The sequence below is a fragment of the Reyranella sp. genome (assembly GCF_965228225.1).
GTDB lineage: Bacteria > Pseudomonadota > Alphaproteobacteria > Reyranellales > Reyranellaceae > Reyranella.
Genome location: NZ_OZ245801.1, coordinates 5,000,785 through 5,025,179, shown reverse-complemented (window position 1 = coordinate 5,025,179; position 24,395 = coordinate 5,000,785). Strand labels below are relative to the sequence as shown.

Sequence of the window (24,395 nt, the reverse complement as noted above, 5' to 3'; positions counted from 1 at the left end):
TGTCGGGGATCGAGTACGGTCTTGGTGGTTTCGGCGACCGCCGGCTGCAAAAAGGGGGGCCTTGCTGCATGCGGCGCTGGTGCTGCAGCCCGGGTCGTGCATCCGACGGCTCGGCGGAACACGGGCGCGGGAGATGCAGTTCACGCGTCTGCTGCGTAACCGGTCGGTGACGGTGGAGGAGATGTCACAGCACGCCGGCACTCTGACGGGAGGTCGGGCGGCGGGCCGGGATGTTGTGGCCATCCAGGATACCAGCGAACTGGCGCTGGGCGGTCGCCGTGCGGCGGCCGCCGGGTACGGGATCGTCGGCAAGGGCGGCGCAGCGCGGGGATTGCTGCTTCACCCGGTGCTGGCGGTGGAAGCCGGCAGCGGGGCCTTGCTGGGCGTGGTGTCGATGCAGGTGTGGAACCGGGCTGAAGGGGTGCGGGCGCCGCGTCGCCAGCGCGAGACGAAGGCCAAGGAATCGCAGCGCTGGATCGACGGGGCTCGTCAGGCCGGTGCGGCGCTGTCGCAGGCGCGCAGCATCACGGCGGTGTCGGACCGCGAGAGCGACTTCTACGAGCTGTTCGCGCGCCGTCCCGCGAACGTCGAGCTGATCGTGCGGGCCTGCCAGAACCGGCGCATCGAGACATCGGCCCAAGAGGCTGAAGGCTTGCTCTTCGACTTCATCGACGGACAACCCGAGCAGGGCCGCTTCGCCGCGACCATTCCGGCAGCGCCCGGTCGGCCCGAGCGTGACACCGAGCTTGCCCTGCGCTTCGCGCCGGTGACCTTGCGCCGGCCCCTGCATGGGGCCGATCCGACCTTGCCCGAGACGCTCGACCTGACCCTGGTCGACGTGCGCGAGACCTCGGCGCCAGCGGCCGGCCAGCCGATCCACTGGCGATTGCTGACGACGCATCCTGTCGCGACCGGCCCTCAGGCGCGAAGGATCGTCGATCTGTATCGCCAGCGCTGGACGATCGAGGAGTTCTTCCGCACGCTCAAGACCGCAGGCTTCGACATCGAGGCGGCCGATATCGGCGAGCCGCAGGCCATGATCAACCTGACGGCCGCCGCCGCCATCGCCGCCGTCACCATCAAGCAACTCGTGCAGGCCCGCGACGGCACGACCGATCAACGCCTTGGCGATGCCTTCGAGCCACAGGATCAGCCTATCCTCGAAGCCGTATCGGCCAGGCTCGAAGGCAAGACCCAGCGACAGCGCAATCCCCACCCCAAAGCCAGCCTCGCCTTCGCAGCCTGGGTCATCGCCAGGCTCGGAGGATGGACCGGCTACTACGGCAAGCCAGGGCCGAAGGTCATGCGCATCGGCCTCGATCAGTTCCGCGCCATCAAATATGGCGCCTCCCTCGGACTATGAGATGTGTGAATCCGATAGATTCAAATGGGGAGGTGTCGTCGTCCTACGACGACGGAGGGGTCATGACCCCATCGCCCTCGTAAGACGAGGGCACTTCCCCTTTGCGGAACCCGCAAAGGGGAAGAAGCTGAGACTAATCGCGCAGTAGCTCGTTGATCGAGGTCTTGGAGCGGGTGCGCTCGTCGACGGTCTTCACGATCACGGCGCAATAGGTCGAGGGACGATCCGGGCCGCCGCCGATGTTGCCGGGCACCACCACCGAATAGGGCGGCACCTTGCCGATGTGGATCTGGCCGGTGGCGCGATCGACCACCTTGGTGGTGGCGCTGATGAACACGCCCATCGACAGGACCGCGCCGGTGCCGACGATCACGCCCTCGACGACCTCGGAGCGGGCGCCGATGAAGCAGTTGTCCTCGATGATGACCGGGTTGGCCTGCAGCGGCTCGAGCACGCCGCCGATGCCGACGCCGCCCGAGAGATGGCAGTTCTTGCCGATCTGGGCGCACGAGCCGACCGTCGCCCAGGTGTCGACCATGGTGCCGGTGTCGACATAGGCGCCGAGGTTCACGAAGGACGGCATCAGCACGACCGACGGGGCGATGTAGGAGCCGCGGCGCACGATCGAGCCGGGGACCGAGCGATAGTTCGCCTTGGCGAAGCGGGCGGCGTCCCAGCCGGTCGTCTTGAGCGGCACCTTGTCGAACCAGGGCGCGGCGCCGAGGCCGGGGAACGAGGCGCCGCCGTCCATCGGGACCGAATCGTAGAGACGGAACGAGAGCAGCACGGCCTTCTTCAGCCACTGGTTCACGACCCATTCGTCGCCGAACTTCTCGGCGGTGCGATAGGTGCCGTCGTCGAGGCCGGCGATCGCCGCTTCGACGGCGTCCCGCACCTCGCCCTTGGTGGCGCTGTTGACGCCGTCCCGTGCTTCCCATGCCGCGTCGATGGTGGCCTGTAGCTGCTTGCTCATTGTTCCCTCGGAAATCTGCCGCGGGACCTTATATGCTGCGCCCGATGGCCTTCAAGCTCCCAGAATCCGTGCTGGTCGTGGTTTACACGCCGCGTCTCGACGTGCTCCTGCTGGAACGCACGGGCACCGGGCTCTGGCAATCCGTGACCGGTTCGCGCGAACCCGACGACCCGGACTTCGAGGTGACGGCGCGGCGCGAACTCAAGGAGGAGACCGGCCTCGTGGTCGGCACGCTGACCGACTGGCGGCAGACCAATCGCTACGAGATCTGGGCGCAGTGGCGCGCGCGCTACGCGCCGGAGGTCACTCACAATGTCGAGCACGTGTTCGGCTTCCAGGTCCCGGAGCTCACGGTGGCGACGCTCGATCCCGCCGAGCACGTCGCCCAGCTCTGGCTGCCCTGGCGGGATGCCATGGAGAAGGTCTTCTCGCCGACAAACCGGGACGCGATCTGGCAATTGCCGAGGCACATCCGTTGACATGTGTTGCACATGTGATTAGCTGTTTCGCATGTCGACAATGATCCAGATTCGCAACGTTCCCGACGCGCTGCATCGCCGACTGAAGTCGCGAGCGGCGCTGGCGGGCATGTCCTTGTCCGACTATCTGCTGCAGCAGATCCGGGAGGTGGCCGAGCGACCGACGATCGAGGAACTCCGGGCGCGATTGGCGCGCCGGTCGACCGTGGTCTTGTCTGTCGATACGGCCGACGCCGTGCGTGCCGAACGCGACAGCAGGTGATTGTCGTCGACGCTTCGGCCTTGCTCGAGGCTCTCTTGCAAACGCCCGTGGGTGTGGCAGTGGAGGCCCGCTTGTTGGGCGCGTCCGAAATGCTGCATGCGCCCTATCTGCTCGATGCGGAGATCGCCCAGGTCATTCGCCGATTTGCCCTGGCAGGCGACCTCGATGAGGAGCGAGGCCGGGCCGCACTGGAAGACTTCATGGCGTTTCCAATTCACCGGCATCCGCACGAGTTCCTGTTGCCGCGCGTCTGGATGCTGCGAAACAATTTCAGCGCATACGATGCGATGTACGTCGCCTTGGCTGAGGTGCTCGATGCTCCTCTTCTCACCCATGATCGACGACTGGCCGTTGCGGCTCGTCGATACACACAGGTCGAACTCGTATGAGCGTCCAACCTGCGCGTGATTCTGTCCGTGAAGCCTCGACGCTCGGCCAGTTCAGCTGGGCGCTGTTCGACTGGGCCAATCAGCCCTTCTTCACCATCATCACCACGTTCATCTTCGCACCCTACTTCGCCAACGTGCTGGTGGGCGATCCGGTGAAGGGGCAGTCGGCCTGGGCCTTCACCCAGTCGGCCTCGGGCATCCTGATCGCGCTGATGAGCCCGTTCCTCGGCGCCATGGCCGACGCGGGCGGCCGTCGCAAGCCCTTCATCTTCGCGTTCCAGCTTCTGCTCGCGGTGGGATGCGCCGGCCTGTGGTTCGCCTATCCCAATCGCCCCGATCTCATCCTGCCGATCAGCTGGGCGGTGATCCTGGCCACGGTGGGCGCCGAGATGTCGATCGTGTTCAACAATGCCCAGCTGCCCAACATCGTGCGACCCGAGCGCATGGGCCGGCTGAGCGGCTTCGGCTGGGGCCTGGGCTACTGCGGCGGACTCGTGTCGCTGTTGATCGTGCTCGCGGTGTCGATGCCCTCGATGTTCGGCCTGGCGGCCTCCAACGACCGGCCGCTGTTCGGTCTCGATCCCGCCAGCCATGAACTGGAGCGCCTGGTCGGCCCCGCCTCGGCGCTCTGGATCGCGATCTTCGTCCTGCCGATGTTCCTGTTCACGCCGGATTCCGCCGGCGCGCTCCGCCAGCCCCTGCTGGTCGCCGCGCGGGAAGGCGGGCGTTCGCTCGTGGCGACGCTGAAGCGCCTTCCGCGCTTCGGCAACGTGCTGCGCTACCTCATCGCCTTCATGCTCTACAATGACGGGCTGGCGGCGATCATCGCCTTCGGCGGGGTCTATGCCGCCGCGACCTTCGGCTGGAGCACGGTGACGCTCGGCATCTTCGGCATCATCCTGACGGTCTTCGCGATTCCCGGCGCGTTTCTCGGCGGCCGGCTCGACGACTGGATCGGCAGCAAGCGGACGATCCAGATCGCCATCGCCGGCGTGATCCTGGCGACGCTGGGCATCGTCGGCGTCACGGCCACGCATGTCTTCTTCGTCGTGCCGGCCGACCCGATCAGCCCGACGCGCGGCCTGTTCGGATCGCTGCAGGAGCAGGTACTGATGGGCTTTGCGCTCATCCTCGGCTTCTGCATGGGGCCGATGCAGGCGGCCAGCCGCACGATGGTGGGCCGCATCGCGCCGCCGGGCATGACCGGTGAATTCTATGGCCTGTTCGCCCTGTCGGGCCGCGCCACCGCCTGGATGGCGCCGATGGCCATCGGCATCGTCACCGCGGCCAGCGGCTCGACCCGCATCGGCATGGCCTGCGTTCTGTTCTTCCTGGTGGTAGGCTTCATCCTGCTCTGGAAGGTGCGCGAGGAGCGCGCCACCCCCGTGTGAAGGAGGATCGCATGATCACCGCCATCGTGAACTTCAAGCTGCCGGCCGACATCGATGCGAAGAAGGCCGCCGAACTCTTCAAGGGCTCGGCGCCGAAATATCGCGGCATGAAGGGGCTGATCCGCAAATACTATCTGTTCGACGCGGAAAAGCGGATCGGCGGCGGCGTCTATCTCTGGAAGAGCCGCGCCGACGCCGAGGCGGTCTATACGCCGCAATGGCAGGCCTATATCGCCGAGCGCTACGGCGCGCCGCCCGACATCCGCTATTTCGAGACCGCCGTCGTCGTGGACAACGACGCCGACACGATCACCGCCGACGCGGCATAGGCTGGGCGCGCGATCTTCATTGTGGCCGACGAAGACGCGCGACTTCAGAGCGGAGGTTACTCCGCTCGCAGTCGCGCGCCCCCAGCAATCATCCTCGCCGCGCCGCCTCGATCCGGGCGACGTCGATCTTCTTCATGTCCATCATGGCCTCGAAGGCGCGCTTCGCCTCCTCGCCGCCGGCCGCCATCGCCGCGGTGAGCGCGCGGGGCGTGATCTGCCACGACAGGCCCCATCTGTCCTTGCACCAGCCGCAGGCGCTTTCCTGGCCGCCGTTGCCGACGATGGCGTTCCAGTAGCGGTCGGTCTCTTCCTGGTCGTCGGTGGCGATCTGGAACGAGAAGGCCTCGGTCTGCTTGAACATCGGGCCGCCGTTGAGGCCGAGGCAGGGGATGCCGCAGACCGTGAACTGCACGGTCAGCACATCGCCCTTCTTGCCCGATGGATAGTCGCTCGGCGCACGATGGACCGCCGTCACCTCGCTGTCGGGAAAGGTCGCGGCGTAGAAGCGGGCCGCGTCCTCCGCGTCCTTGTCGAACCAGAGGCAGATCGTGTTCTTGGCGACGGCCATTGCGATCCCCTCAGACGTCGAGGATCGGCGCGAAGCCGCCATAGATCATGCGCTTGCCGTCGAACGGCATCTGCTGATCCTTCATGCGCTGATCCTCCATCATCTTCTTCCAGCCCTCGTCGCGGACCTGCTTGGACGGCCATTCGACCCACGAATAGACGATCTTCTCGTCGGCCGTGGCCTTCACCGCGCCCTTGTAGTCGGTGACCTTGCCGTCGGGCACGTTATCGCCCCAGGTCTCGACGACGCGCACCGCGCCATGGTCCCTGAACACCGCGGCGGCCTTCGTGGCCATGTCGAGATAGGCCTGCTTGTTGGCGGCCGGCACCGCGGCGAGGAAGCCGTCGACATAGCCGGTCTTGCCCGCGTTGCCCTCGTCGAGGATCGGCGTAAAACCCGCGACGATCATGCGCTGGCCATCGAAGGGCATGTCCATGTCATGCATGCGCGGGTCGTTCATCACCTTCCGGTGCGCTTCTTCCGCGACCTCCTTGCTGGGATATTCGATCCACGAGAAGACCACGACTTCGTCCGGCTTGGCCTTCACCGCACCCTTGAAGTCGGTGAGCTTGCCGTCGGGCACGTCATCGCCCCAGGCCTCGACCTGGCGGGTGGCGCCGAATTCCTTGGCGATCGGCGAGAAGTCGGCGGCAGCCTTGCGATAGGCCTCCTTCTTGTCGGCCGGCACCGGCAAAACAAATCCCTGCACGTAGGCCATCAGTTCCTCCTGCTGGTTGATTTCAAGCTGAAAGGTTGATATCAACGTAACTACGATATGTCAAAGAAGCTGAACGCCTCGTTCGAGACGACGCTGCACGTCTACGACCACTGCCTGTGCTTCGCCGCCCAACGCGCCGCACGCGCACTGGCGCGCCGCTTCGACGAAGCCTTGTCGCCACTCGGTCTCACCAGCGGCCAGTTCTCGCTGCTCACCTCGCTCAATCAACCCGAGCCCCCCTCGATGGGCTCGATCGCCGCGTTGCTGGTGATGGATCGCACCACGCTCACCGCCAACCTGAAGCCGCTGGAGCAACGCGGCCTGGTGGAGGTCGCCGTCGATGCGGCCGACCGCCGTGTGCGGCGGCTCATCCTGACGCCGGCCGGTCGTGCCGTCTTGCAGTCGGCCATGCCGGTCTGGGTCGAGGTACACGGCGAGATCGATCGGCTGCTGCCCGTCGCCGACGGTCGCACCCTGCGCCGCGGATTGCGGGCGCTGGCGTAAAGCGTCAGGCGGCGAGGGCGCCGATGCCGGCGGCCGCGAGCGGCAGGGCGACGAGTGCGAAGAGCGTCTGCATCGCCGTGATGCCGGCCATCAGCGGGGCGTCGCCGCCGAGCTGGCGGGCCATGATGTAGGCCGAGGACGCCGTCGGCAGGGCCTGGAAGAGGAGCGCGGTGACGAGCGCGGGTCCCGTCAGGCCCATGAGCCAGGCGACCGCAACCGTCACGACCGGCAGGACCAGGAACTTGATCGCCGAGGAGGTGGCGACCGGCGCGATCCAGCCGCGCACCGATCCGAATTCCAGGGCCGCGCCGACGCAGAGCAGGCCAAGCGGCAGGGACGCCCCACCGAGCGCCCTTAGCGCCGGCTCGATACCGGCCGGAAGCGTGAGCCCGAGCAGTTGAAAGCCGATGCCGGCGAAAGAGCCGAGCACGAGCGGATTGGTCACCAGTTGCAAGGCGATGCCGCGGCCGCTCAGCCGCGAGGCGCCGTGACGGGCAAAGACCAGCACGCAGAGAATGTTGACGGTCGGCACGATCGCGGCGCTGCAGAGGGCCGCCAGCGCAAGCCCCTGCGTGCCGAACAGGCCTGCGGCCAGGGTTACACCGACATAGTTGTTGAAGCGGATGCCGCCCTGGAAGATCGAGGTGAAGGAGGGCCCGTCGACGTGCAGTACCGGCCGCAACGCGACGACGAGCCCGGCCACGGCGAGGATCGAGAGGATCAGGGTCGTGACGAGCTCGCGCGCCGGCAGCGCGTCGAGCTTGGCCGTGGCAAGGCTATGGAAGAACAGGCACGGCACCAGCACGTAGTAGCTGAGCCGCTCCGCCTGCGGCCAGAATCCGTCGGCGAGGAAGCGGACGCGTCGCAGCACGATGCCGAGCGTGATCAGCAGGACGATGGGCAGCAGGGCGAGGATCACGTCGGCGCTCATGGGCCCTGTCTACGCCCTTGTAGAACACAAGCGAAAATTCTTAATACTCAACCGATCGATGACGAATTATCATCGATCTCATGTCGCTGCGCGCCCTCCGCACCCTGCAGGCCATCGCCCGCCACGGGTCCTTCGCCGGCGCCGGCAAGGCGGTCGGGCTGACCCAGTCCGCCGTGAGCCTGCAGGTGAAGGCGCTGGAGGAAGAGTTCGGCGCCGCCCTCTTCGATCGCTCGCGCCGCCTGCCGGTGCTGACCGAGGCTGGTCGGATCGTCGTGGCGCGGTCCGCCGAGGTGCTCGCGCTGTACGACGACATTGCCGGTGCGCTGGGCGACGAAAGATCGCTGACCGGTCGGCTCAGGATCGGCGCCGTGCAGACCGCACTGGCCGGCGTGCTGCCCGATGCGCTGGTCGCGCTCAACCGTGCCCATCCACGCGCCCGCGTCTCGGTGTCGGTCGGCCTGTCGGCGGAAATGGCGGAGAAGGTCGCGGCCGGCGAGCTCGACGCGGCGCTGACCACGGAGCCCGTAAGGCCCTATCCGGCCGGCCTCGTCTGGACACCGCTCTATCAGGATCGCTTCTGGCTGTTCGCGCCACCCGGGCAAGCGCGGCGCAGCGCCCGCGACCTGCTGGCCGAGCTGCCCTTCATCCGCTTCGACAGCAAGGCCTGGGCCGGTCGCGTCATCGATCGCGAGCTGCGGCGCATGCGGGTCGAGGTCCATGAGGAGATGGTGCTCGACAGCCAGGACATCATCCTGCGCATGGTCGAGAAGGGATTGGGCGTCGCCGTGCTCGCGGTGTCCGACGAGATCTTCGCCGGCCTGAAGCTCACCTGCCTGCCGTTCGGCGAACCGCAGCTGATCCGCAACATCGTGATGCTGGAACGCCAGGACCGCCGCGGTGGCCGTCTCGCCGTGGCGCTGGCCGAGGCGGTCAAGACCGCGAAGGCAGCGGCCTCGGCGCCGGCCCGGAAGCGGGCGAAGGGGAGCCGAACGGCTAGGCCGCGACGGTCTTCCCCTTGAACGTGCAGAGGTCGTTCACCGCGCAGGCGGGACACAGGGGGGTCCGCGCCTTGCAGGTGTATCGGCCGTGCAGGATCAGCCAGTGATGGGCATGCAGCTTGTACTCCTCGGGCACGCGCTTCAGCAGTTTCAGCTCGACCTGCAGCGGATTCTTGCCAGGGGCCAGCCCGGTGCGGTTGCCGACGCGGAAGATGTGCGTGTCGACGGCGATGGTCGCCTCGCCATAGGCCACGTTCATCACCACGTTGGCGGTCTTGCGGCCGACGCCCGGCAGCGCCTCCAGCTCTTCGTGCGTGCGCGGCACCTCGCCGCCATGCCGCTCCAGCAGGAGGTGGCTGAGCGTGATCACGTTCTTGGCCTTGGTGCGGAACAGGCCGATCGTCTTGATGTGGTCGATCAGCTTCGCTTCGCCCAGCGCCACCATCTGGCCCGGGGTCTTCACGACCTTGAACAGCGGTCCGGTCGCCCGGTTCACGCCGACATCGGTCGCCTGCGCCGAGAGCACGACGGCCACCAGGAGCTGGTAGACATTGTCGTATTCCAGTTCCGTTTCGGGTTCCGGCATCGCCTTCTCGAGGCGTGCAAAGAACTCGGGGATGACGGCGGTCTTCATCAGGGCCATATTTCTTCCTACCATGACCGAAACGCCCGTTCCGGCGGTTCATTTCGCCACCTCGCTGAAGCCCTATCGCAGCCTGTCTGCGGACGGCTTCCGCTTCGTCATGCTGGCCGCCGTGGCCGCCAACCTGGTGATCGGCCTGCCCCTGTTCCTCATGGGCGCCTGGCCGGTCTTCGGCTTCATGGGCCTCGACGTCTTCCTGCTGTGGTGGCTGTTCAAGCGCAGCTATTTCGATGCACGACGCACCGAGACGCTGACCCTGACCGACCACGACCTGGTCGTGGTCCGGATCGCGCCCGACGGCGAACGTGAGGAGCTGCGGCTCGACGCCTACTGGCTGAAGGTCGAGGCGACCGAGGAGCGGCTGGTGGTCACCTCGCGCGGCAACCGCGCCGTGATCGGTCGCTTCCTCGGCCCCGACGAACGCCTGCGCGTCGCCGAACAGCTCAAGGCCGCCCTCGCCGAGATGCGCGCGCCGCGCTACGACCACGTCTGGGACGAATAGCCCTCGTCTACAGCCCCAGCACGTCCTTCATGCCGTAGAGACCAGGCTTCCGGCCGTCCAGCCACTTGGCCGACGTCACCGCACCAGCCGCATAGGTCTCGCGGCTGAAGGAGCGGTGGTTGAGTTCGAGCCGCTCGCCGGCGGCCGCGAAGTAGACCGTGTGCACGCCCACCTCCTCGCCGCCGCGCAGGGTGGCGAAGCCGATCTCGCCGCTCGGCCGCGCGCCGGTATGGCCGTCGCGGCTCTTGCGCCAGACTTCCTCGAGCTGGACCTTGCGGCCCGCCGCCGCGGCACGGCCGAGCGCCAGCGCGGTGCCCGAGGGCGCGTCGATCTTGTGGCGATGGTGCATTTCCAGCACCTCGATGTCGTAGCTGGGGTCGAGCATCGACGCGGTCTTCTCGACCAGCGCCAGCAGGATGTTGACGCCCAGGGCCATGTTGGCCGCCCACATGATCGGCACCTTCTTGGCCGCGTCCTGGATCAACTTGGTCTGGACGGGGTCGAGGCCGGTCGTGCCGATCACCATGGCGACGCCGTTCTCGCTGGCCACCCTGGCATGCGCCACGGTCGCTTCCGGGATGGTGAAATCGATCACGCACTGGGCGGCCCGGATGGCGGCGGCGCTGTCGTCGCCGATCAGCACGCCGTTCGGCTCGATGCCGGCGACCTCGCCCGCATCCTTGCCCAGCGCCTTGGAGCCCGGCCTCTCGCTGGCGGCGGCCAAGGTCACGCCTTCGGTCCGCGCGATCTGGCGAACCAGCATCTGGCCCATGCGCCCCGAGGCGCCGACGACGGCGATCTTCATTTGTGTTGTCCCTGTCTTAACTGTCGCACGACAATACTACATCAGACACGACAGGAGACCGAGATGCTGTTCATGGTCGTCGAGAAGTTGAAGAACCAGGACGGCAAGGCCGTCTATCGCAAGCTCCAGAAGGGCCGCGGCCTGCCCGACGGACTCGAGTTCGTCGCGAGCTACGTCACCGCCGATCTCGGCCGCTGCTTCCAGCTCATGCGCACCGACGACATCACCACCTTCCAGCGCTGGATCGCCGACTGGCAGGACGTCGTCGAATTCGAGGTCGTGCCCGTGGTCGAAGGCAAGACGACGCGCGAGGCACTGGAGCCGTTGCTCTGATCTCTTTCCTCCCCGTCATACGGGGGAGGTGGCCGAAGGCCGGAGGGGGAGAGCCTCAGACGAAGCATTTATCGCGTTGCTTCCCCCCTCCTGTGTCCTCCGCCGTGTGACGGGGGAGGAGCATGGTTTACTTCCACGGATCCGCCACCTTCGGCCAGAACGGCGTCTTGCGCTTCGTGTAGGGCCAGCGGGTGACGTCGGGGTCGGCGGCGCCGGGGGTGGCGACGTAGAGGATCTCCTTCGCGACGCCGACGAAGCCGTTATAGAAATGCTGCGCGCTCTTCACGATGACGACGCGGTAGTCGGCCGGCTCGGCGCCGACGGCGCGGAAGGCGTCGGCATGGAAGGTCTGGTTGCGACGGGTGCAGATGGCGATGTCGACATGCTCCGACGACAAGAGCGCCATGTCGCCCAGCGGCGACATCACCGGCCCGTAGGGCTGGAAGACGTTGCGGGCGATCTTTTTCACCGTGACGTCGAGGTCGACCGGATCGCCGCTCACCGTGCCCGACTTGCCGCCCAGCCGCATGCGGATGCGCGCGCCCTCGCCCGCCTCCTCGGCGATCTGGAAGGCCATCGGATCCCACATCACGCCGAACAAAGCCGGGCCGATCTCGCGCTCGACCAGCGCCTTCAGCACGAAGGTCGAATCGCCCGGTGCGCCGGAGCCGGGATTGTCGGCGCGGTCGGCCAGGACCAGCGGGCCCTGGTTGTGCGAGGCGGCGCGGTCCATTGCCTCGTCGACGGTGAGGTACCGGGTGGCATAGCGCTCGCGATTGTCCCACAGCTCCTTTCCGAGCTGCTCGGCCAGCGCCTCGGCCTTCGCCCGGTCGCCGTCGGCCACCACCAGCGTGCGCGTGCCCACGTCCTCCACGTCGGCGAAGGAGAAGCCGTGGCTCAGCGACACCGAGAGGATGCCGTCCTTGCCCTCGAGGCTCTTCATGCGAACGACGAACTCGTTGATCGGCGGCACGGAGGTGCGGTACTGCGCGATCATGCGGCAGTCGTAGCGCGCCATCACCGGCTTCACCTTGCCTTCGACCGTGTCGGCGATGATAGCGAACAGTTCGACCGCCCGCTCCATCGTGTCGGTGTGCGGATACTCCTTGTAGCCGACCAGCACGTCGGCGCTCTCGAGCATCAGGGCACTCAGGTGACAGTGCAGGTCGAACTCGGCGCCGATCGCCACCTTGGGCCCGACGATGGCGCGGATGCGCGACAGGAGATCGCCCTCGCAGTCGTCGTAGCCGTCGGCCACCATGGCGCCGTGCACGTTGATCAGCACGGCGTCGAGCGGCAGGGCGGCCTTCACGCCGTCGAGGATCTCGTCGCGGAAATCCTCGTAGACCTTGCGCACGGTCGTGCCCGACGGCGCGGCGAAGGTCGACAGACCCTCGATCACCGTCCAGCCGCGCTTCTCGGTCTCCTTGCGCCAGACATGGACGGGCGCGGTGAAGTTGGTCGGCTCGTGCTTCGTGGCGTCACCGTGCCAGATCCCATGCTCCTGGTAGCCGCGCAGGCCGGTCGGGAAGGGTACGAACTGGTTGGTCTCGGTCCCGAGGGCCGCGATGTAGACACGCTTGGACAACGACTTACTCCTTGGCGCAGTGGCAGCCCGCGACATGGTCGTCGACCATGCCCGAGGCTTGCATGAAGGCGTAGCAGATGGTGGAGCCGACGAACTTGAAGCCGGCCTTCTGAAGGGCTTTCGACAGGGCGTCGCTTTCGGCCGAGCGCGCCGGCACGTCCTTGAGGGTCTTCGGGCGGTTCTTCTTCGGCGTGCCGCCGACGAAGCTCCACAGGAACTTCGAGAAGGAGCCCTCGCGCTCCTTCAGCGCGAGATAGGCCTGGGCGTTGCTCACGCTGGCGGCGATCTTGCCCTTGTGGCGGATGATGCCGGGATCGAGCAGCAGCTTCTCCAGCTTCGCAGGGCGATAGCGGGCGATCTTCACCGGATCGAACCCGTCATAGACCTTGCGGTAGTGCTCGCGCTTGCGCAGCACGGTGATCCACGAAAGGCCGGCCTGGCAGCCTTCCAGGGTCAGGAGCTCGAACAGCGCGCGATCGTCGCGCAGCGGACGTCCCCATTCCGTGTCGTGGTATTCCTGGTAGAGCGGATCGTCGGAGACCCAGCCGCATCTTGGCTTGCCGTCCGCGCCGCTCACTCTATCGTGCTTCCAAACCATGTGAGGAAGCTACCCAATGTCCAAGGTCCCCGCCAATCTGAAGGTCTGCATTTTCGATGTATTCGGCACCGTCGTCGACTGGCGCGGCAGCCTGATCGCCGATCTGCCCGCGCTCGGCAAGAAATACGGAATCGAGACCGACTGGACGAGCTTCGCCGACGACTGGCGCGGCCTCTACCAGCCGCAGATGGGTCGCGTGCGGAAGGGCGAGCTGCCGTGGACGCGCATCGACGACCTGCACAAGGAAGCCTTCGAGATGCTCCTGAAGAATCGGGGCCTGAAGCATCCGGGCGAGGACGGCGCGTGGGAGTTCACCCACCTCTGGCACAGACTGCGGCCGTGGCCCGATTCGGTCGAGGGCATCGGCATGATGAAGAAGAAGTATGTCGTGGCCACACTCAGCAACGGCAACGTGGCGCTGCTGATCAACATGGCCAAGAACGGCGGCATTCCCTGGGATCACTGCTTCTCCGGCGAGACCTTCCATCACTACAAGCCCGACCCCGAAGCCTATCTCGGCGTGGTCGACAGCATGTACGTCAAGCCCGAGCAGGTGATGCTGGTCGCGGCGCACAACGGCGACCTGGCGGCGGCGCAGAAGTGCGGCCTGTCGACGGGCTTCGTCCTGCGCCCCACCGAACACGGCCCCAACCAGAAGCGCGACCTCAAGGCCGAGGGCGAGTGGAATGCGGTGGGCACGTCGATGATCGATCTCGCGAAGAAGCTTGGGTGCTGATCACTGTCGTCCTGAGCCGAAGGCGAAGGACCTAACGCCTGCAACAGCGGTGCTGTATCGGGCGCGAGATCCTTCGCTTCGCTCAGGATGACAAAGGTTAGACCCCGATCGTCGTCAGGTCCTGAAACCAGTGCTGGGCCTGGATGTACGACTTGATCTTGGGCGACAGGGCGTGCGGGTTGGTGTCGTGGACGACCCAGATCAGCACGGCGTCGTCGACCACCTTCTCGTGGACCCTGGCCATGATCGCGTCCTGCTTGGCCGGGTCGAACTGCGCCAGCGCCTCGTCGATGAGCTTGTCGACCTCGGGGCTGGCATAGTTGCTCCAGTTCACGCCCACGGGCGCGCCCTGGTTCGAGGCGAAGAAGCGCGTGAAGGCGTAGAGCGGGTCCGACGTCACATAGGCGATGTTGTTGGCCGTCACGTCCTTGTTCATCTCGGCCTTGGCGCCGGCGCGCCACGCCGTGTAGAGCGCCTCGAGCTCGACGACCTTGAAGTCGAGGTCGATATAGACGTCCTTGAACATCTGCTGGATGGCTTCGTTCATCGGTAGCGACAGCATCTGGCCGCTGCCGCCCGAGGCCACCACGAACTTGGTCTTGAGTGGCTGGGCCTTGCTGAAGCCGGCCGCGCTCATCAGCGTGCGCGCCTCGTCGGGCGCGAACTTGATCTCGAAGCTGGGCTTGCCGAACCACGGGCTCGATCTGTCGACCTGGCCGAAAGCCGGTGTGGCCAGACCACCCAGCAGCTGGACGATGGCGGTGCGGTCGATCGCGAGATTGGCGGCCTTGCGCAGGCGGATGTCGGTCCAGGGCGAGCCCGGCAGCATCGAGGGGTGATAGTTCCAGACGTGCGGCGTCACGTTCTGCACGATCTTCATGCCGGCCTTGGTCAGCCGATCGACCGTGTCGGGCGTCGGCGTCTCGATCAGGTCGACCGAGCCTGAAAGCAAGGCGGCCGTACGCGTCGCGCCCTCGGGCGCGACGACCAGGATCATGCGATCCGCCTTGGGAATGCGCTTCGGATTCCAGTACGCCTCGTTCTTGACCAGTTCGGCACGCTCGCGCGGCACCAGGCGGGCCAGCTTGAACGGGCCGGTGCCCGACGGCTCGGAGGCGAATTTGTTCCAGTCCTTGCCGAGCTTCTCGAACTGGGCCGGGCTCGACACCAGGAACCACAGCATCTGGTAGGGAAAGAGCGCATCGACGACCTTGGTCTTCACCTCCACGGTCATGTCGTCGACCTTGCGGTAACTCGCGACCGACGGCAGGCGCGGCCGAACCTGCGAGGCCTGGCGCTGGTCGAACTGCGGGGACTTGGTGTCGAACACCTTGTCGAAGTTCCAGATCACGGCGTCGGCGTTGAAGCCCGATCCGTCGTGGAACTTCACGCCGTCGCGCAGCTTGAAGACCCACAGCGTCTTGTCGGTATCGTCGACCTTCCACCCGGTGGCGAGGCCGGGGATCAGCTTGCCCGGCCTGTCGGAGATGTCCATCTCCCAGGCGACCAGCGGATCGTAGAGGGTGTAGCCGGTGAACTTGTAGGCGCCGGCGCCGCGGTCGGGCTGCCCGGTGGTGAGCGGGACGTCGGCCATCGAGATGCCGAAGCGCACGACCTTTTCCTGGGCGAACGCAGGCATCGGCAACGCCGCCAGCGCGCCGGCGGCGATGAAGGAACGGCGGGACACGCTCATGGCGGGACTCCTGTCAGAGCTTCGGTCGGTGCGAACGCCAGGGCGTGGCGCGTTCGTAGGCAGAGCCGGCGGCCAGGACGCTGGCCTCGTCGAACGCGCGGCCGGCGAGCTGGAAGGCGAGAGGCAGGCCTTGAGCGTCGAAGCCGCAGCACACTGCAGCGGCGGGCTGCCCCGTGACGTTGAAGGGCATGCTGAGCGAGGGTTTGCCGAGGAAGTGGAAGATCGGCGCCGGATCCTCGAAACCTTCCGGCGGACCCCACTGGTTGGCCGTCATCACCAGATCGTAGCCGCGCATCGCCTCGCGCGTGTCCTGCTGCAGCTTGCGGCGGAAGCGCAGTGCCGAGAGGTATTGCTCGGCCGACAGGAACGCGCCGAGCTGGAAGCGGCGGCGCGTCGTATAGCCGAACTTCTCGGGCCGCTCGATCACGTCGCGACGATGGATGGCGTGCGCCTCGGTGGTGATGATGACGCGGCCGCAGATGTGATAGTCGCGGATGTCGGGGAAGATCACTTCGTCGACTGTGGCGCCGAGATCGCGCATCACACGCACGGCTTCTTCCATGCCCGCCGCCATGTCGTCCGAGAGCTTGCCCTTCGGGCCCTCGTACCAGCGGCGCGCCAGCGCGATGCGCATACCCTTGATCGGACGTTGCGTCGCCGCGCCGTAATCGACCTTGGGCGCGCGCGCCGAGGCCTGGTCGTTGGGATCGTAGCCGGCCAGCACGTCGAGCATCAGCGCGCAGTCCTCGGTCGTCCAGGCCATCGGCCCGGCCGTGTCGAGGCTGAACGAGAGCGGGAAGATTCCGCAGCGGCTCACCAGACCATAGGTCGGCTTGATGCCGGCCGTGGCGCAGTAGCCCGCCGGGTTGCGGATCGAGCCGCCGGTGTCGGACCCCATCGCGCCCATGCAGAGCGCGGCTGCAATCGCGGCGCCCGAGCCGCTGGAGGACCCGCCGGGCTGGAGCGCGGTGTTCCATGGGTTGCGGACCGGCGGGAACGGCTGGTCCGATGTCATCGCGCCGTTGGCGAATTCGTGCGTGCCGAGCTTGCCCAGGATGACGGCGCCGCCGGCCTTCAAGCGTCGCACCGTCTCGGCGTCGATGGCCGGCACATAGTCGATCTTGAGATGCGAATGGCCGGTCGTCTTGATACCGGCGGTTTCGTAGATGTCCTTCAGCCCTATCGGGATGCCGTGCATCGGTCCGCGCCGCAGGCCTCCCTTCATCTCCATGTCGGCCTGCCGCGCAGCGTTCAGCGCCAGCTCCGCCGTGACCGTGATGTAACTCGACAGCATAGGATCGACGGTGGCGATGCGTGCGAGGAAGGCCTCCGTCAGCGCCGTCGAAGTGAGTTCGCCGCGCGCCATCAGGCGGCCGGCCTCGGCGATGCCCAGTGTGGTGAGATCGCTCGTCGTCAAATCGGTCATGGGAGACTCTACTCGTCGGCGCGAAAGACTTGCGGCGGCTCGGCGGCCCACGCCCAGCGCTCGGGGACGCGTTCCATCAGCCCCAGCAGGCCGACATAGCCTTTGTGCAGGTGGCCGATATCTTCCTCGGTCAAGGTGAGACCGGTCAGCGCGGCGCGTAACCGGAATTCCTCGAGCGTCGGCGCCTTGGTCGACGATGTCATGACATCCCTCCGCAACGATTGGTGCATGCAATCGACATGCCGCTTCAGTTGTGGCGCGCATTTGTTGCGTTGGCTTGGCGCTTGCATGACGGAACGGACAGCGTCTCGCGTCGGGGTTGCCGACGGGATCGCCGAACCGGGGAGTAGTGAATGTTCAACCGTCTTCGCGTCGCCGCCACCGGCCTGGCCATCCTCGCAGCAACCGCAACACCTGCCCTCTCGCAGGGCACACTGCGCATCGGCATGACAGCGGCCGACATCCCGCTGACGACGGGCCAGCCCGACCAGGGGTTCGAGGGGTTCCGGTTCGCCGGCTACACGATCTATGACGCACTCGTGAACTGGGATCTGTCGAAGGCCGACACGATCGCCGACATCCGGCCCGGGCTGGCTTTGTCCTGGGCGCCGGTCGAGGGCGAGCCGACCAAGTGGATCTTCAAGCTGCGCGAGGGCGTCAAGTTCCACGACGGCTCGGACTTCGACGCCGACACCGTGATCTGGAACCTCGACAAGGTGTTGAACGACAAGTCGCCGCAGTTCGACAGCAAGCAGATGGCGCAGGTGCGCGCGCGCATCCCGACGCTGGTCGGCTACAAGAAGGTCGACAAGAACACCGTCGAGCTCACGACGCGCATCGTCAACTCGCTGTTCCCGTACGACATGTCCTACGTCTTCTATTCGAGCCCGGCCAACTGGGAGAAGCAGGGCAAGGACTGGAACAAGGTCGCGCTCAATCCCTCGGGCACCGGCCCGTTCAAGGTCGACCGCGTCGTGCCGCGCGAGCGCATGGAGCTCTCGCGCAACGCCGACTACTGGGAAAAGGCGCGCGTGCCGAAGCTCGACAAGGTGATCCTGTTCCCGATGCCGGAAGCGGCGACCCGCACGGCCGCGCTGCTGGCCGGACAGGTCGACTGGATCGAAGTGCCTGCCCCCGACGCCATCCCGCGCCTCAAGCAGGGCGGCATGACCATCGTCACCAACAAGTATCCGCACAACTGGGCCTATCAGCCCTCCATGGTCGAAGGCTCGCCGTGGACCGATGTGCGCGTGCGCAAGGCGGCCAATCTCGCCATCGATCGCGCCGGCCTCAACAAGCTGCTGGGCGGGCTGATGATCGAGTCCAAGGGCCATGTCTATCCCGGCCATCCGTGGTTCGGCTCGCCGGCCTTCGACATCAAGTACGATCCCGAAGCGGCAAAGAAGTTGCTGGCCGAGGCGGGCTACAGCGCGACCAAGAAGCCCAAGATCAAGATCGCCATCTCGACCTCGGGCTCGGGCCAGATGCTGCCGCTGCCGATGAACGAGTACGTGCAGGAGAACCTGAATGCGGTGGGCTTCGACACCTCGTTCGAGGTGATGGAGTGGAACGCGCTGGTGAACTTCTCCTTCCAGCCGGTGACGGGTGACAACGCCAAGAAGGCGGGCGTCAACGGCATCAACATCAGCCGCGCCACGGTCGATCCCTATTCCGCTTTCACGCGCCTGATGAACAGCAACTTCGTCCCGCCGGTCGGCGCCAACTGGGGCATCCTGAAAGACGAGAAGCTCGATGCCATGATCAACAAGGCGCACACGAGCTTCGACAAGGCCGAGCAGACCAAGGCCCTGTCCGCCGTTCACACCTACATCGTCGACCAGGCCTATTGGGTGTGGATCGCGCACGACCTCAATCCGCGCGCCATGAGCCCCAAGGTGAAGGGCTTCGTGCAGGCGCAGAGCTGGTTCCAGGACCTCACGCCGGTCGAAATCAAATAGCCCACAGCAACCAAAGGAGAGGCGGGCCGCAATGCTCCTCTACGCCCTACGCCGCCTGATCTACCTGGTGCCCGTCGCTTTCGGCGTGTCGCTGCTCGTCTTCGCGCTGGTGCATCTCGCGCCGGGCGATCCGATCTCGGCGATCGTGCCGCCCGACGCGCCGAAGGAGGTCGTCGACAAGCTCAAGGAATATTATGGCTTCGATCAGCCGCTGCCGGTCCAGTATCTGCGCTGGCTCGGCGTGACCCTGACGGGCGATCTCGGCACCTCGATCGGCACCGGCCGGTCGGTGGCGGCGGAGGTCGGCAGCGCCTTCGGCAACACCATCATCCTGGCGATCGCCGCAACGCTGCTCGCTTTCAGCCTGGCGGTCGTCCTGGGAACCGCGGCTGCCTATGCCAAGTCGCGCATCGTCGATCGGCTGGTCACGGTGATCTCGCTGATCGGCGTCAGCGTGCCCCACTTCTGGCTGGCGATCGTTCTGGTCATCATCTTCGCCGTCGAACTCGGCGTGCTGCCGCCCATGGGCATCGGGCCGGAGAACTCGACCGGCTGGACCTTCGATCGTGCCCACCTTGCCCACATGGTACTCCCCACCATAGCGCTCTCCGTGATCCCGCTCGGCGTCGTGACCCGCACGGTGCGTTCCACCGTGAAGGAAACGCTCAGCATGGAGTTCGTGACGGCGCTGCAGGCCAAGGGCATGCGCGACAGCCGCATTCTCTTCCATGTGCTGAAGAACGCCGCCCCGACCTGCCTCGCCGTCATGGGCCTGCAGGCCGGTAACCTGATCGGCGGCTCGATCCTGATCGAGACGGTGTTCGCCTGGCCAGGCACCGGCTTCCTGCTGAACAGCGCCATCTTTCGCCGCGACCTGCCGATCCTGCAGGGAACGACCTTGGTGCTGGCCGGCTTCTTCATGTTGCTCAACCTGACCGTGGACATCATCCAGACCATGGTCGATCCCCGCATCAAGCGAGGCTGAACCGATGGCCCTGCAAAGTCCCTCCCTCGACGTCGGCGGCGCCATCCTGGTGAAGCCCACGCCCACCTCCGCCGGCCGCGGCTACTGGCAGTCGGTCGGACGGCGCCTGCGCCGCGATCCGGTCACCCTGGTCTGCGCCGCGATCCTGATCCTGCTGGTGCTGGCGTCGATCGCCGCGCCCTATCTCTATCTGGCGGATCCCTACAAGACCTCGATGCTGCGCCGCCTCTATCCGCTGGGGTCACCCAATCACTGGCTGGGCACCGACGAGCTGGGGCGCGACATGTTCGCCCGCCTGATCTACGGCGGCCGGCTGTCGCTGTTCATGGGCGTGACACCGGTGGTGTTCGCCCTGCTGATCGGCGGCAGTCTGGGCATCCTCGCAGGCTTCGTCGGCGGCAAGACCAACATGGCGATCATGCGCATCATGGACGTCTTCTACGCCTTCCCGTCGGTGCTGCTGGCGATCTCGCTGTCGGGTGCGATGGGCGCCGGCACCGAGAACACGCTGCTGTCGCTCACCCTGGTGTTCATCCCGCCGATCTGCCGTGTCTCGGAGAGCGTCACCACGCAGGTGCGCGGCTTCGACTTCGTCGATGCGGCCAAGGCCAGCGGCGCCTCGGCCTTCACCATCGTGCGCGTCCACGTGCTGGGCAACGTGCTGGGCCCGATCCTGGTCTATGCGACGTCGCTGATCAGCGTCGCGATCATCCTGGCGGCGGGCCTCAGCTTCCTCGGCCTCGGCGTCAAGCCGCCGGAACCCGAGTGGGGCCTGATGCTGAACACGCTGCGCCAGGCGATCTACGTCAATCCGGTCCTCGCGGCCCTGCCGGGCGTGATGATCTTCATCACCTCGATCTGCTTCAACCTGATGAGCGATGGCCTGCGTGCGGCCATGGACGTGAAGGCCTGACATGGACACGCTGCTTCCCATCGAGGATCGCGGCGGGCCGGCCCAGCCACTGCTGCTGGCGACCGGCCTGCGCAAGCACTTCCCGATCGCCGGCGGCCTGCTTGGCCGCACCACCAAGGTCGTGCGCGCGGTCGACGATCTCACCCTCTCCGTCGCCAAGGGCGAGACCCTGGGCGTCGTGGGCGAATCGGGCTGTGGCAAGTCGACGGTCGCGCGGTTGCTGATCCGCCTGATCAAGCCGGACAAAGGCACGATGGTGCTGGACGGCGATCCGGTCGATGAGCCGCACGGCATCACGGTGAACGAGCTGCGCCGCCAGGTGCAGATGGTGTTCCAGGATTCCTACGCCTCGCTCAATCCGCGCCTGACCATCGCCGAGACCCTGGCCTTCGCGCCGCGCGCCCACGGCCTGCCCGCGGCCGAGGCGCGCGAGCGGGTACGCGATCTCTTGAGCAAGGTCGGCCTCGATCCGGTGAACTACGCCACGCGCTATCCGCACGAACTGTCGGGCGGCCAGCGCCAGAGGGTGAACATCGCCCGCGCGCTCGCGCTGCGGCCGCGGCTGATCATCCTCGACGAGGCGGTATCGGCGCTCGACAAGTCGGTCGAGGCGCAGGTGCTGAACATGCTGGTCGACCTCAAGACCGAGCTCGACCTCACCTACGTCTTCATCAGCCACGATCTCAACGTCGTGCAGTATCTCAGCGATCGCGTGCTGGTCATGTATCTCGGCAAGATCGTCGAACTGGGGCCCGTCGAGGCGATCTACGGCGACCCGCAGCATCCCTACACGCGGGCGCTGCTTTCGGCGCGGCCATCGATGGATCCGCGCAAGCGCACGCGCGAGGCGCCGATCCAGGGCGATCCGCCCAACCCCATCGATCCGCCCTCGGGCTGCCGGTTCCGCACGCGCTGTCCCTTCGCCGAGGACGTCTGCGCGCGCACCGAGCCGCTCCTGGCGCAGTCCGGACACCAGGCCGTGGCCTGCCACATGCGCGTGGCGGGCTCGGGCCATTCCAAGGCGATGGCTGCATGACCAACCTGCTTCAGGTCCGCGACCTCCACGTCACTTTCGTCACGCCCGACAGGACGGTGCATGCCGTCAACGGCGTCAGCTTCGACCTCGCGCGCGGCGAGACGCTTGGAATCCTGGGCGAATCCGGCTCGGGCAAGAGCGTCACCCTACGCTCGATCCTGCGGCTGCACCCCGAGCATCGGACGCGCTGGTCCGGCAGCATCAAGCTTCAGGGCGACGAAGTCCTGGAGATGGAGCCCAGGGCCCTGTCCGACCTGCGTGGGCAACGGGTCTCGATGATCTTCCAGGAGCCGGCGACGGCGTTCGATCCGGTCTTCACCATCGGCCAGCAGATCGCCGAGACGGTGCGCCGCCACACCGGCAAGAGCGAGACCGAGGCCATGAAGCGCGCCAAGGACTTGTTGGAGATGGTCCGCATCCCCTCGCCGGCGCAGCGGCTGAAGGCCTATCCGCACGAGATGTCGGGCGGCATGCGCCAGCGCGCCATGATCGCGCTGGCTCTGTCGTGCAATCCGACCCTGCTGCTGGCCGACGAGCCGACCACGGCGCTCGATGCCACGGTGCAGATCCAGGTGCTGCTGCTGATCCGCGAGCTGCAGCGCGAGTTCAACCTGGGCGTCATCTTCGTCACCCACGATATCGGCGTGGCCGTCGAGGTCTCCGACCGGATCGGTGTCATGTATGCCGGCAAACTGGTCGAGATGGCGCCCGTCGAGCGGATGGTCGACGCGCCGCAGCACCCCTACAGTCGTGGCCTGCTGGCCTCGACGGTGCACGACGGCATGCGCGGCCAGCGGCTCGAATCCATCCCGGGCGCGCCGCCCGATCTTGCTGCCGTGCCGGACGGCTGCAGCTTCGCGCCGCGCTGCAAGTTCGTCCGTCCCGACTGCACGTCGGCGGTCCCGTCGCTGCGCGAGGTCGAGGCTGCCCATGCGGTCCGCTGCGTGCTGGCGGCGTAGCATCTCACCAATGACCTCACCCTGAGGAGGGCTCCGCAGGAGCGCGTCTCGAAGGATGAGGCGAATGGGTCGATTTGAGACGAAAAGGCTCTCGCGGTTAGCTCTGTGAGCCTGAGTGTCGGCGGCCTCAGCCGCCGAACATTTCCTTCACCTTGCTGAAGAAGCCCTCGGACTCGGGGCTGGTCTTGCCAGCCTTCTCGAATTCCTTGAGCAGTTCCTTCTGCTTGGCCGTGAGGTTGGTCGGCGTCTCGACGTTGATCTCGATGTACATGTCGCCATGCTGGGTCGAGCGCATGATCGGCATGCCCTTGCCGCGCATGCGGAACTGGTGCCCGCCCTGCGCCCCGGCCGGGATGTTGATGCGCGCCATCTTGCCGTCGAGGGTCGGCACCTCGATGTTGCCGCCCAGCGTCGCCTGCACCATCGAGATAGGCACGCGGCAGTGCACGTCCGGCCCTTCGCGTTCGAACAGCTGGTGGCGGCGCACCGACAGGAAGACGTAGAGATCGCCGGCCGGTCCGCCTCGGGCTCCGGCCTCGCCCTCGCCGCTCAGGCGGATGCGCGTGCCGTCCTCGACACCGGCCGGAATGTTGACCTTCAGCGTCTTCTCGCGACGCACGCGACCCTGGCCGCCGCAATTCTTGCACGGCTTGTCGATCACCTGTCCGGCGCCGTGGCAGGTATGGCAGGCACGCTCGACGGTGAAGAAGCCCTGCTGTGCGCGAATGCGGCCGCGGCCCTGGCAGGTCGGGCATTGCTGCGGCTTCGAGCCGGCCTCTGCCCCGCTGCCGTGACAGACCTCGCAGGTGATGGAACTCGGCACGCGCACGGTCGCCTCGGTGCCCGAATAGGCCTGTTCCAGCGTGATCTCGAGATTGAAGCGGAGGTCCTGCCCGCGCATGTCGGCGCGTCCACGTCCGCGCGCCCCGTTGGCGCCGAACATCTCCTCGAAGATGTCGCCGAACACGGAGCCGAAATCGAAGCCCTGCCCGCCCTGGAACGGACCGCCGGGCCCCGCACCGCCCTCGAACGCGGCCGCGCCGTAGCGGTCGTAGGCGGCACGCTTCTCCGGATCCTTCAGGATGTCGTAGGCGTGGCTGATTTCCTTGAACTTCCGTTCCGCTTCCTTGTCGCCGGGATTGCGGTCGGGATGGTGCTGCATCGCGAGCTTGCGATACGCCTTCTTGATGTCGTCGGCGCTGGTCGTCCGGCTCACCCCAAGCAGCTCGTAAAAGTCTTGCGACATAACGCTCTACGCAGCCCCCACTGGCCCCTTACAGGTCGGCCTCCCGCTCGCGCGGGAGGCCGTCTCGTT

At 66.6% G+C, this 24,395-nt stretch carries 28 protein-coding genes; 16 read left to right on the top strand and 12 right to left on the bottom strand.

Annotation, left to right across the window (positions count from 1 at the left end; genetic code table 11):
* Positions 1-133 precede the first annotated feature (133 nt).
* Entirely contained in the window at positions 134-1,363 is a 1,230-nt protein-coding gene (locus ACO07K_RS24365; protein ID WP_422029138.1) for an IS4 family transposase, read from the top strand.
* A gap of 133 nt (positions 1,364-1,496) precedes the next feature.
* On the opposite strand, the gene dapD is transcribed toward ACO07K_RS24365, so the two are convergent.
* Positions 1,497-2,336 (bottom strand): 2,3,4,5-tetrahydropyridine-2,6-dicarboxylate N-succinyltransferase, encoded by an 840-nt coding sequence (dapD, locus tag ACO07K_RS24360; protein WP_298308766.1) that lies wholly within the window; start codon positions 2,334-2,336, stop codon positions 1,497-1,499.
* 44 nt (positions 2,337-2,380) lie between these two features.
* On the opposite strand from dapD, the gene nudB reads away from it, so the two are divergent.
* From nudB to ACO07K_RS24335, 5 genes are read left to right on the top strand one after another with little or no spacing between them, the layout of a single operon-like run.
* Entirely contained in the window at positions 2,381-2,815 is a 435-nt protein-coding gene (nudB, locus tag ACO07K_RS24355) for a dihydroneopterin triphosphate diphosphatase (protein ID WP_422032479.1), read from the top strand.
* A gap of 31 nt (positions 2,816-2,846) precedes the next feature.
* Positions 2,847-3,077 carry a FitA-like ribbon-helix-helix domain-containing protein gene (locus ACO07K_RS24350; RefSeq protein ID WP_422032477.1) on the top strand — a complete coding sequence of 77 codons (231 nt, stop codon included), beginning with the start codon at positions 2,847-2,849 and terminating at the stop codon, positions 3,075-3,077.
* Positions 3,074-3,466 (top strand): type II toxin-antitoxin system VapC family toxin, encoded by a 393-nt coding sequence (locus ACO07K_RS24345; RefSeq protein WP_422032475.1) that lies wholly within the window; start codon positions 3,074-3,076, stop codon positions 3,464-3,466. Before ACO07K_RS24350 ends, ACO07K_RS24345 begins: the two co-directional genes overlap by 4 nt.
* Positions 3,463-4,857, top strand: a complete 1,395-nt coding sequence (locus tag ACO07K_RS24340; protein WP_422032473.1) for an MFS transporter — start codon at positions 3,463-3,465, stop codon at positions 4,855-4,857. Before ACO07K_RS24345 ends, ACO07K_RS24340 begins: the two co-directional genes overlap by 4 nt.
* 11 nt (positions 4,858-4,868) lie before the next feature.
* Positions 4,869-5,186, top strand: a complete 318-nt coding sequence (locus ACO07K_RS24335; protein ID WP_422032471.1) for a YdhR family protein — start codon at positions 4,869-4,871, stop codon at positions 5,184-5,186.
* 88 nt (positions 5,187-5,274) lie between these two features.
* On the opposite strand, the gene ACO07K_RS24330 is transcribed toward ACO07K_RS24335, so the two are convergent.
* Complete coding sequence (locus ACO07K_RS24330) at positions 5,275-5,754, bottom strand: VOC family protein (protein ID WP_422032469.1); 480 nt, start codon at positions 5,752-5,754, stop codon at positions 5,275-5,277.
* A gap of 10 nt (positions 5,755-5,764) precedes the next feature.
* Positions 5,765-6,472 carry a DUF1428 domain-containing protein gene (locus ACO07K_RS24325; protein ID WP_422032467.1) on the bottom strand — a complete coding sequence of 236 codons (708 nt, stop codon included), beginning with the start codon at positions 6,470-6,472 and terminating at the stop codon, positions 5,765-5,767.
* A gap of 57 nt (positions 6,473-6,529) precedes the next feature.
* Between ACO07K_RS24325 and ACO07K_RS24320 the strand changes: the two genes are divergently transcribed.
* On the top strand, positions 6,530-6,976 hold the full coding sequence (locus tag ACO07K_RS24320) for a MarR family winged helix-turn-helix transcriptional regulator (protein WP_422032465.1): 447 nt from the start codon (positions 6,530-6,532) through the stop codon (positions 6,974-6,976).
* Positions 6,977-6,980: 4 nt separating this feature from the next.
* On the opposite strand, the gene ACO07K_RS24315 is transcribed toward ACO07K_RS24320, so the two are convergent.
* A complete protein-coding gene (locus ACO07K_RS24315) occupies positions 6,981-7,907 on the bottom strand; it encodes an AEC family transporter (protein ID WP_422032463.1) in 927 nt (308 codons plus the stop codon).
* An 80-nt stretch (positions 7,908-7,987) separates the two neighbouring features.
* Between ACO07K_RS24315 and ACO07K_RS24310 the strand changes: the two genes are divergently transcribed.
* Positions 7,988-8,926, top strand: coding sequence for a LysR family transcriptional regulator (locus ACO07K_RS24310; protein ID WP_422032461.1), 939 nt, complete (start codon positions 7,988-7,990; stop codon positions 8,924-8,926).
* Here ACO07K_RS24310 and nth read toward each other — a convergent pair.
* Positions 8,901-9,548: an endonuclease III gene (nth, locus tag ACO07K_RS24305; protein WP_422032459.1), complete on the bottom strand. Its 648-nt coding sequence runs from the start codon at positions 9,546-9,548 to the stop codon at positions 8,901-8,903. The genes ACO07K_RS24310 and nth overlap by 26 nt on opposite strands.
* Positions 9,549-9,561: 13 nt before the next feature.
* On the opposite strand from nth, the gene ACO07K_RS24300 reads away from it, so the two are divergent.
* Positions 9,562-10,050, top strand: a complete 489-nt coding sequence (locus ACO07K_RS24300) for a DUF2244 domain-containing protein (RefSeq protein WP_422032457.1) — start codon at positions 9,562-9,564, stop codon at positions 10,048-10,050.
* Between the two features lie 7 nt (positions 10,051-10,057).
* Here ACO07K_RS24300 and dapB read toward each other — a convergent pair whose 3' ends face one another.
* Positions 10,058-10,855 carry a 4-hydroxy-tetrahydrodipicolinate reductase gene (gene dapB / locus ACO07K_RS24295; RefSeq protein WP_422032455.1) on the bottom strand — a complete coding sequence of 266 codons (798 nt, stop codon included), beginning with the start codon at positions 10,853-10,855 and terminating at the stop codon, positions 10,058-10,060.
* Positions 10,856-10,918: 63 nt separating this feature from the next.
* On the opposite strand from dapB, the gene ACO07K_RS24290 reads away from it, so the two are divergent.
* Complete coding sequence (locus tag ACO07K_RS24290) at positions 10,919-11,188, top strand: DUF3303 domain-containing protein (RefSeq protein ID WP_298308727.1); 270 nt, start codon at positions 10,919-10,921, stop codon at positions 11,186-11,188.
* A gap of 127 nt (positions 11,189-11,315) precedes the next feature.
* Here the strand turns inward: ACO07K_RS24290 and ACO07K_RS24285 are convergent, their stop codons facing one another.
* Together ACO07K_RS24285 and ACO07K_RS24280 are read right to left on the bottom strand one after the other, a co-directional pair.
* Positions 11,316-12,776: a M81 family metallopeptidase gene (locus ACO07K_RS24285; protein WP_422032453.1), complete on the bottom strand. Its 1,461-nt coding sequence runs from the start codon at positions 12,774-12,776 to the stop codon at positions 11,316-11,318.
* 4 nt (positions 12,777-12,780) lie between these two features.
* Positions 12,781-13,353 carry a DNA-3-methyladenine glycosylase I gene (locus ACO07K_RS24280; protein ID WP_422032451.1) on the bottom strand — a complete coding sequence of 191 codons (573 nt, stop codon included), beginning with the start codon at positions 13,351-13,353 and terminating at the stop codon, positions 12,781-12,783.
* Between the two features lie 37 nt (positions 13,354-13,390).
* Here ACO07K_RS24280 and ACO07K_RS24275 point away from each other — a divergent pair, with 37 nt between their 5' ends.
* Positions 13,391-14,110: a haloacid dehalogenase type II gene (locus tag ACO07K_RS24275; protein ID WP_422032449.1), complete on the top strand. Its 720-nt coding sequence runs from the start codon at positions 13,391-13,393 to the stop codon at positions 14,108-14,110.
* Between the two features lie 97 nt (positions 14,111-14,207).
* Here the strand turns inward: ACO07K_RS24275 and ACO07K_RS24270 are convergent, their stop codons facing one another.
* Genes ACO07K_RS24270 through ACO07K_RS24260 form a run of 3 tightly spaced genes read right to left on the bottom strand, consistent with a single transcriptional unit; the run spans position 14,208 to position 17,432 of the window.
* On the bottom strand, positions 14,208-15,803 hold the full coding sequence (locus tag ACO07K_RS24270; protein WP_422032447.1) for an ABC transporter substrate-binding protein: 1,596 nt from the start codon (positions 15,801-15,803) through the stop codon (positions 14,208-14,210).
* A gap of 13 nt (positions 15,804-15,816) precedes the next feature.
* Complete coding sequence (locus ACO07K_RS24265; protein WP_422032445.1) at positions 15,817-17,229, bottom strand: amidase; 1,413 nt, start codon at positions 17,227-17,229, stop codon at positions 15,817-15,819.
* A gap of 8 nt (positions 17,230-17,237) precedes the next feature.
* Positions 17,238-17,432: a hypothetical protein gene (locus ACO07K_RS24260; protein WP_422032443.1), complete on the bottom strand. Its 195-nt coding sequence runs from the start codon at positions 17,430-17,432 to the stop codon at positions 17,238-17,240.
* 150 nt (positions 17,433-17,582) lie between these two features.
* Between ACO07K_RS24260 and ACO07K_RS24255 the strand changes: the two genes are divergently transcribed.
* Genes ACO07K_RS24255 through ACO07K_RS24235 form a run of 5 tightly spaced genes read left to right on the top strand, consistent with a single transcriptional unit; the run spans position 17,583 to position 23,080 of the window.
* A complete protein-coding gene (locus tag ACO07K_RS24255) occupies positions 17,583-19,187 on the top strand; it encodes an ABC transporter substrate-binding protein (RefSeq protein ID WP_422032441.1) in 1,605 nt (534 codons plus the stop codon).
* Positions 19,188-19,218: 31 nt separating this feature from the next.
* Entirely contained in the window at positions 19,219-20,172 is a 954-nt protein-coding gene (locus ACO07K_RS24250; RefSeq protein WP_422032439.1) for an ABC transporter permease, read from the top strand.
* A 4-nt stretch (positions 20,173-20,176) separates the two neighbouring features.
* Positions 20,177-21,085, top strand: a complete 909-nt coding sequence (locus ACO07K_RS24245; protein ID WP_422009053.1) for an ABC transporter permease — start codon at positions 20,177-20,179, stop codon at positions 21,083-21,085.
* Position 21,086: 1 nt separating this feature from the next.
* On the top strand, positions 21,087-22,121 hold the full coding sequence (locus tag ACO07K_RS24240; RefSeq protein ID WP_422032437.1) for an ABC transporter ATP-binding protein: 1,035 nt from the start codon (positions 21,087-21,089) through the stop codon (positions 22,119-22,121).
* Complete coding sequence (locus ACO07K_RS24235; protein WP_422032435.1) at positions 22,118-23,080, top strand: ABC transporter ATP-binding protein; 963 nt, start codon at positions 22,118-22,120, stop codon at positions 23,078-23,080. The genes ACO07K_RS24240 and ACO07K_RS24235 overlap by 4 nt, the downstream gene beginning before the upstream one ends.
* Positions 23,081-23,207: 127 nt before the next feature.
* Here the strand turns inward: ACO07K_RS24235 and dnaJ are convergent, their stop codons facing one another.
* Complete coding sequence (dnaJ, locus tag ACO07K_RS24230) at positions 23,208-24,326, bottom strand: molecular chaperone DnaJ (RefSeq protein WP_422032433.1); 1,119 nt, start codon at positions 24,324-24,326, stop codon at positions 23,208-23,210.
* Positions 24,327-24,395: the final 69 nt, after the last annotated feature.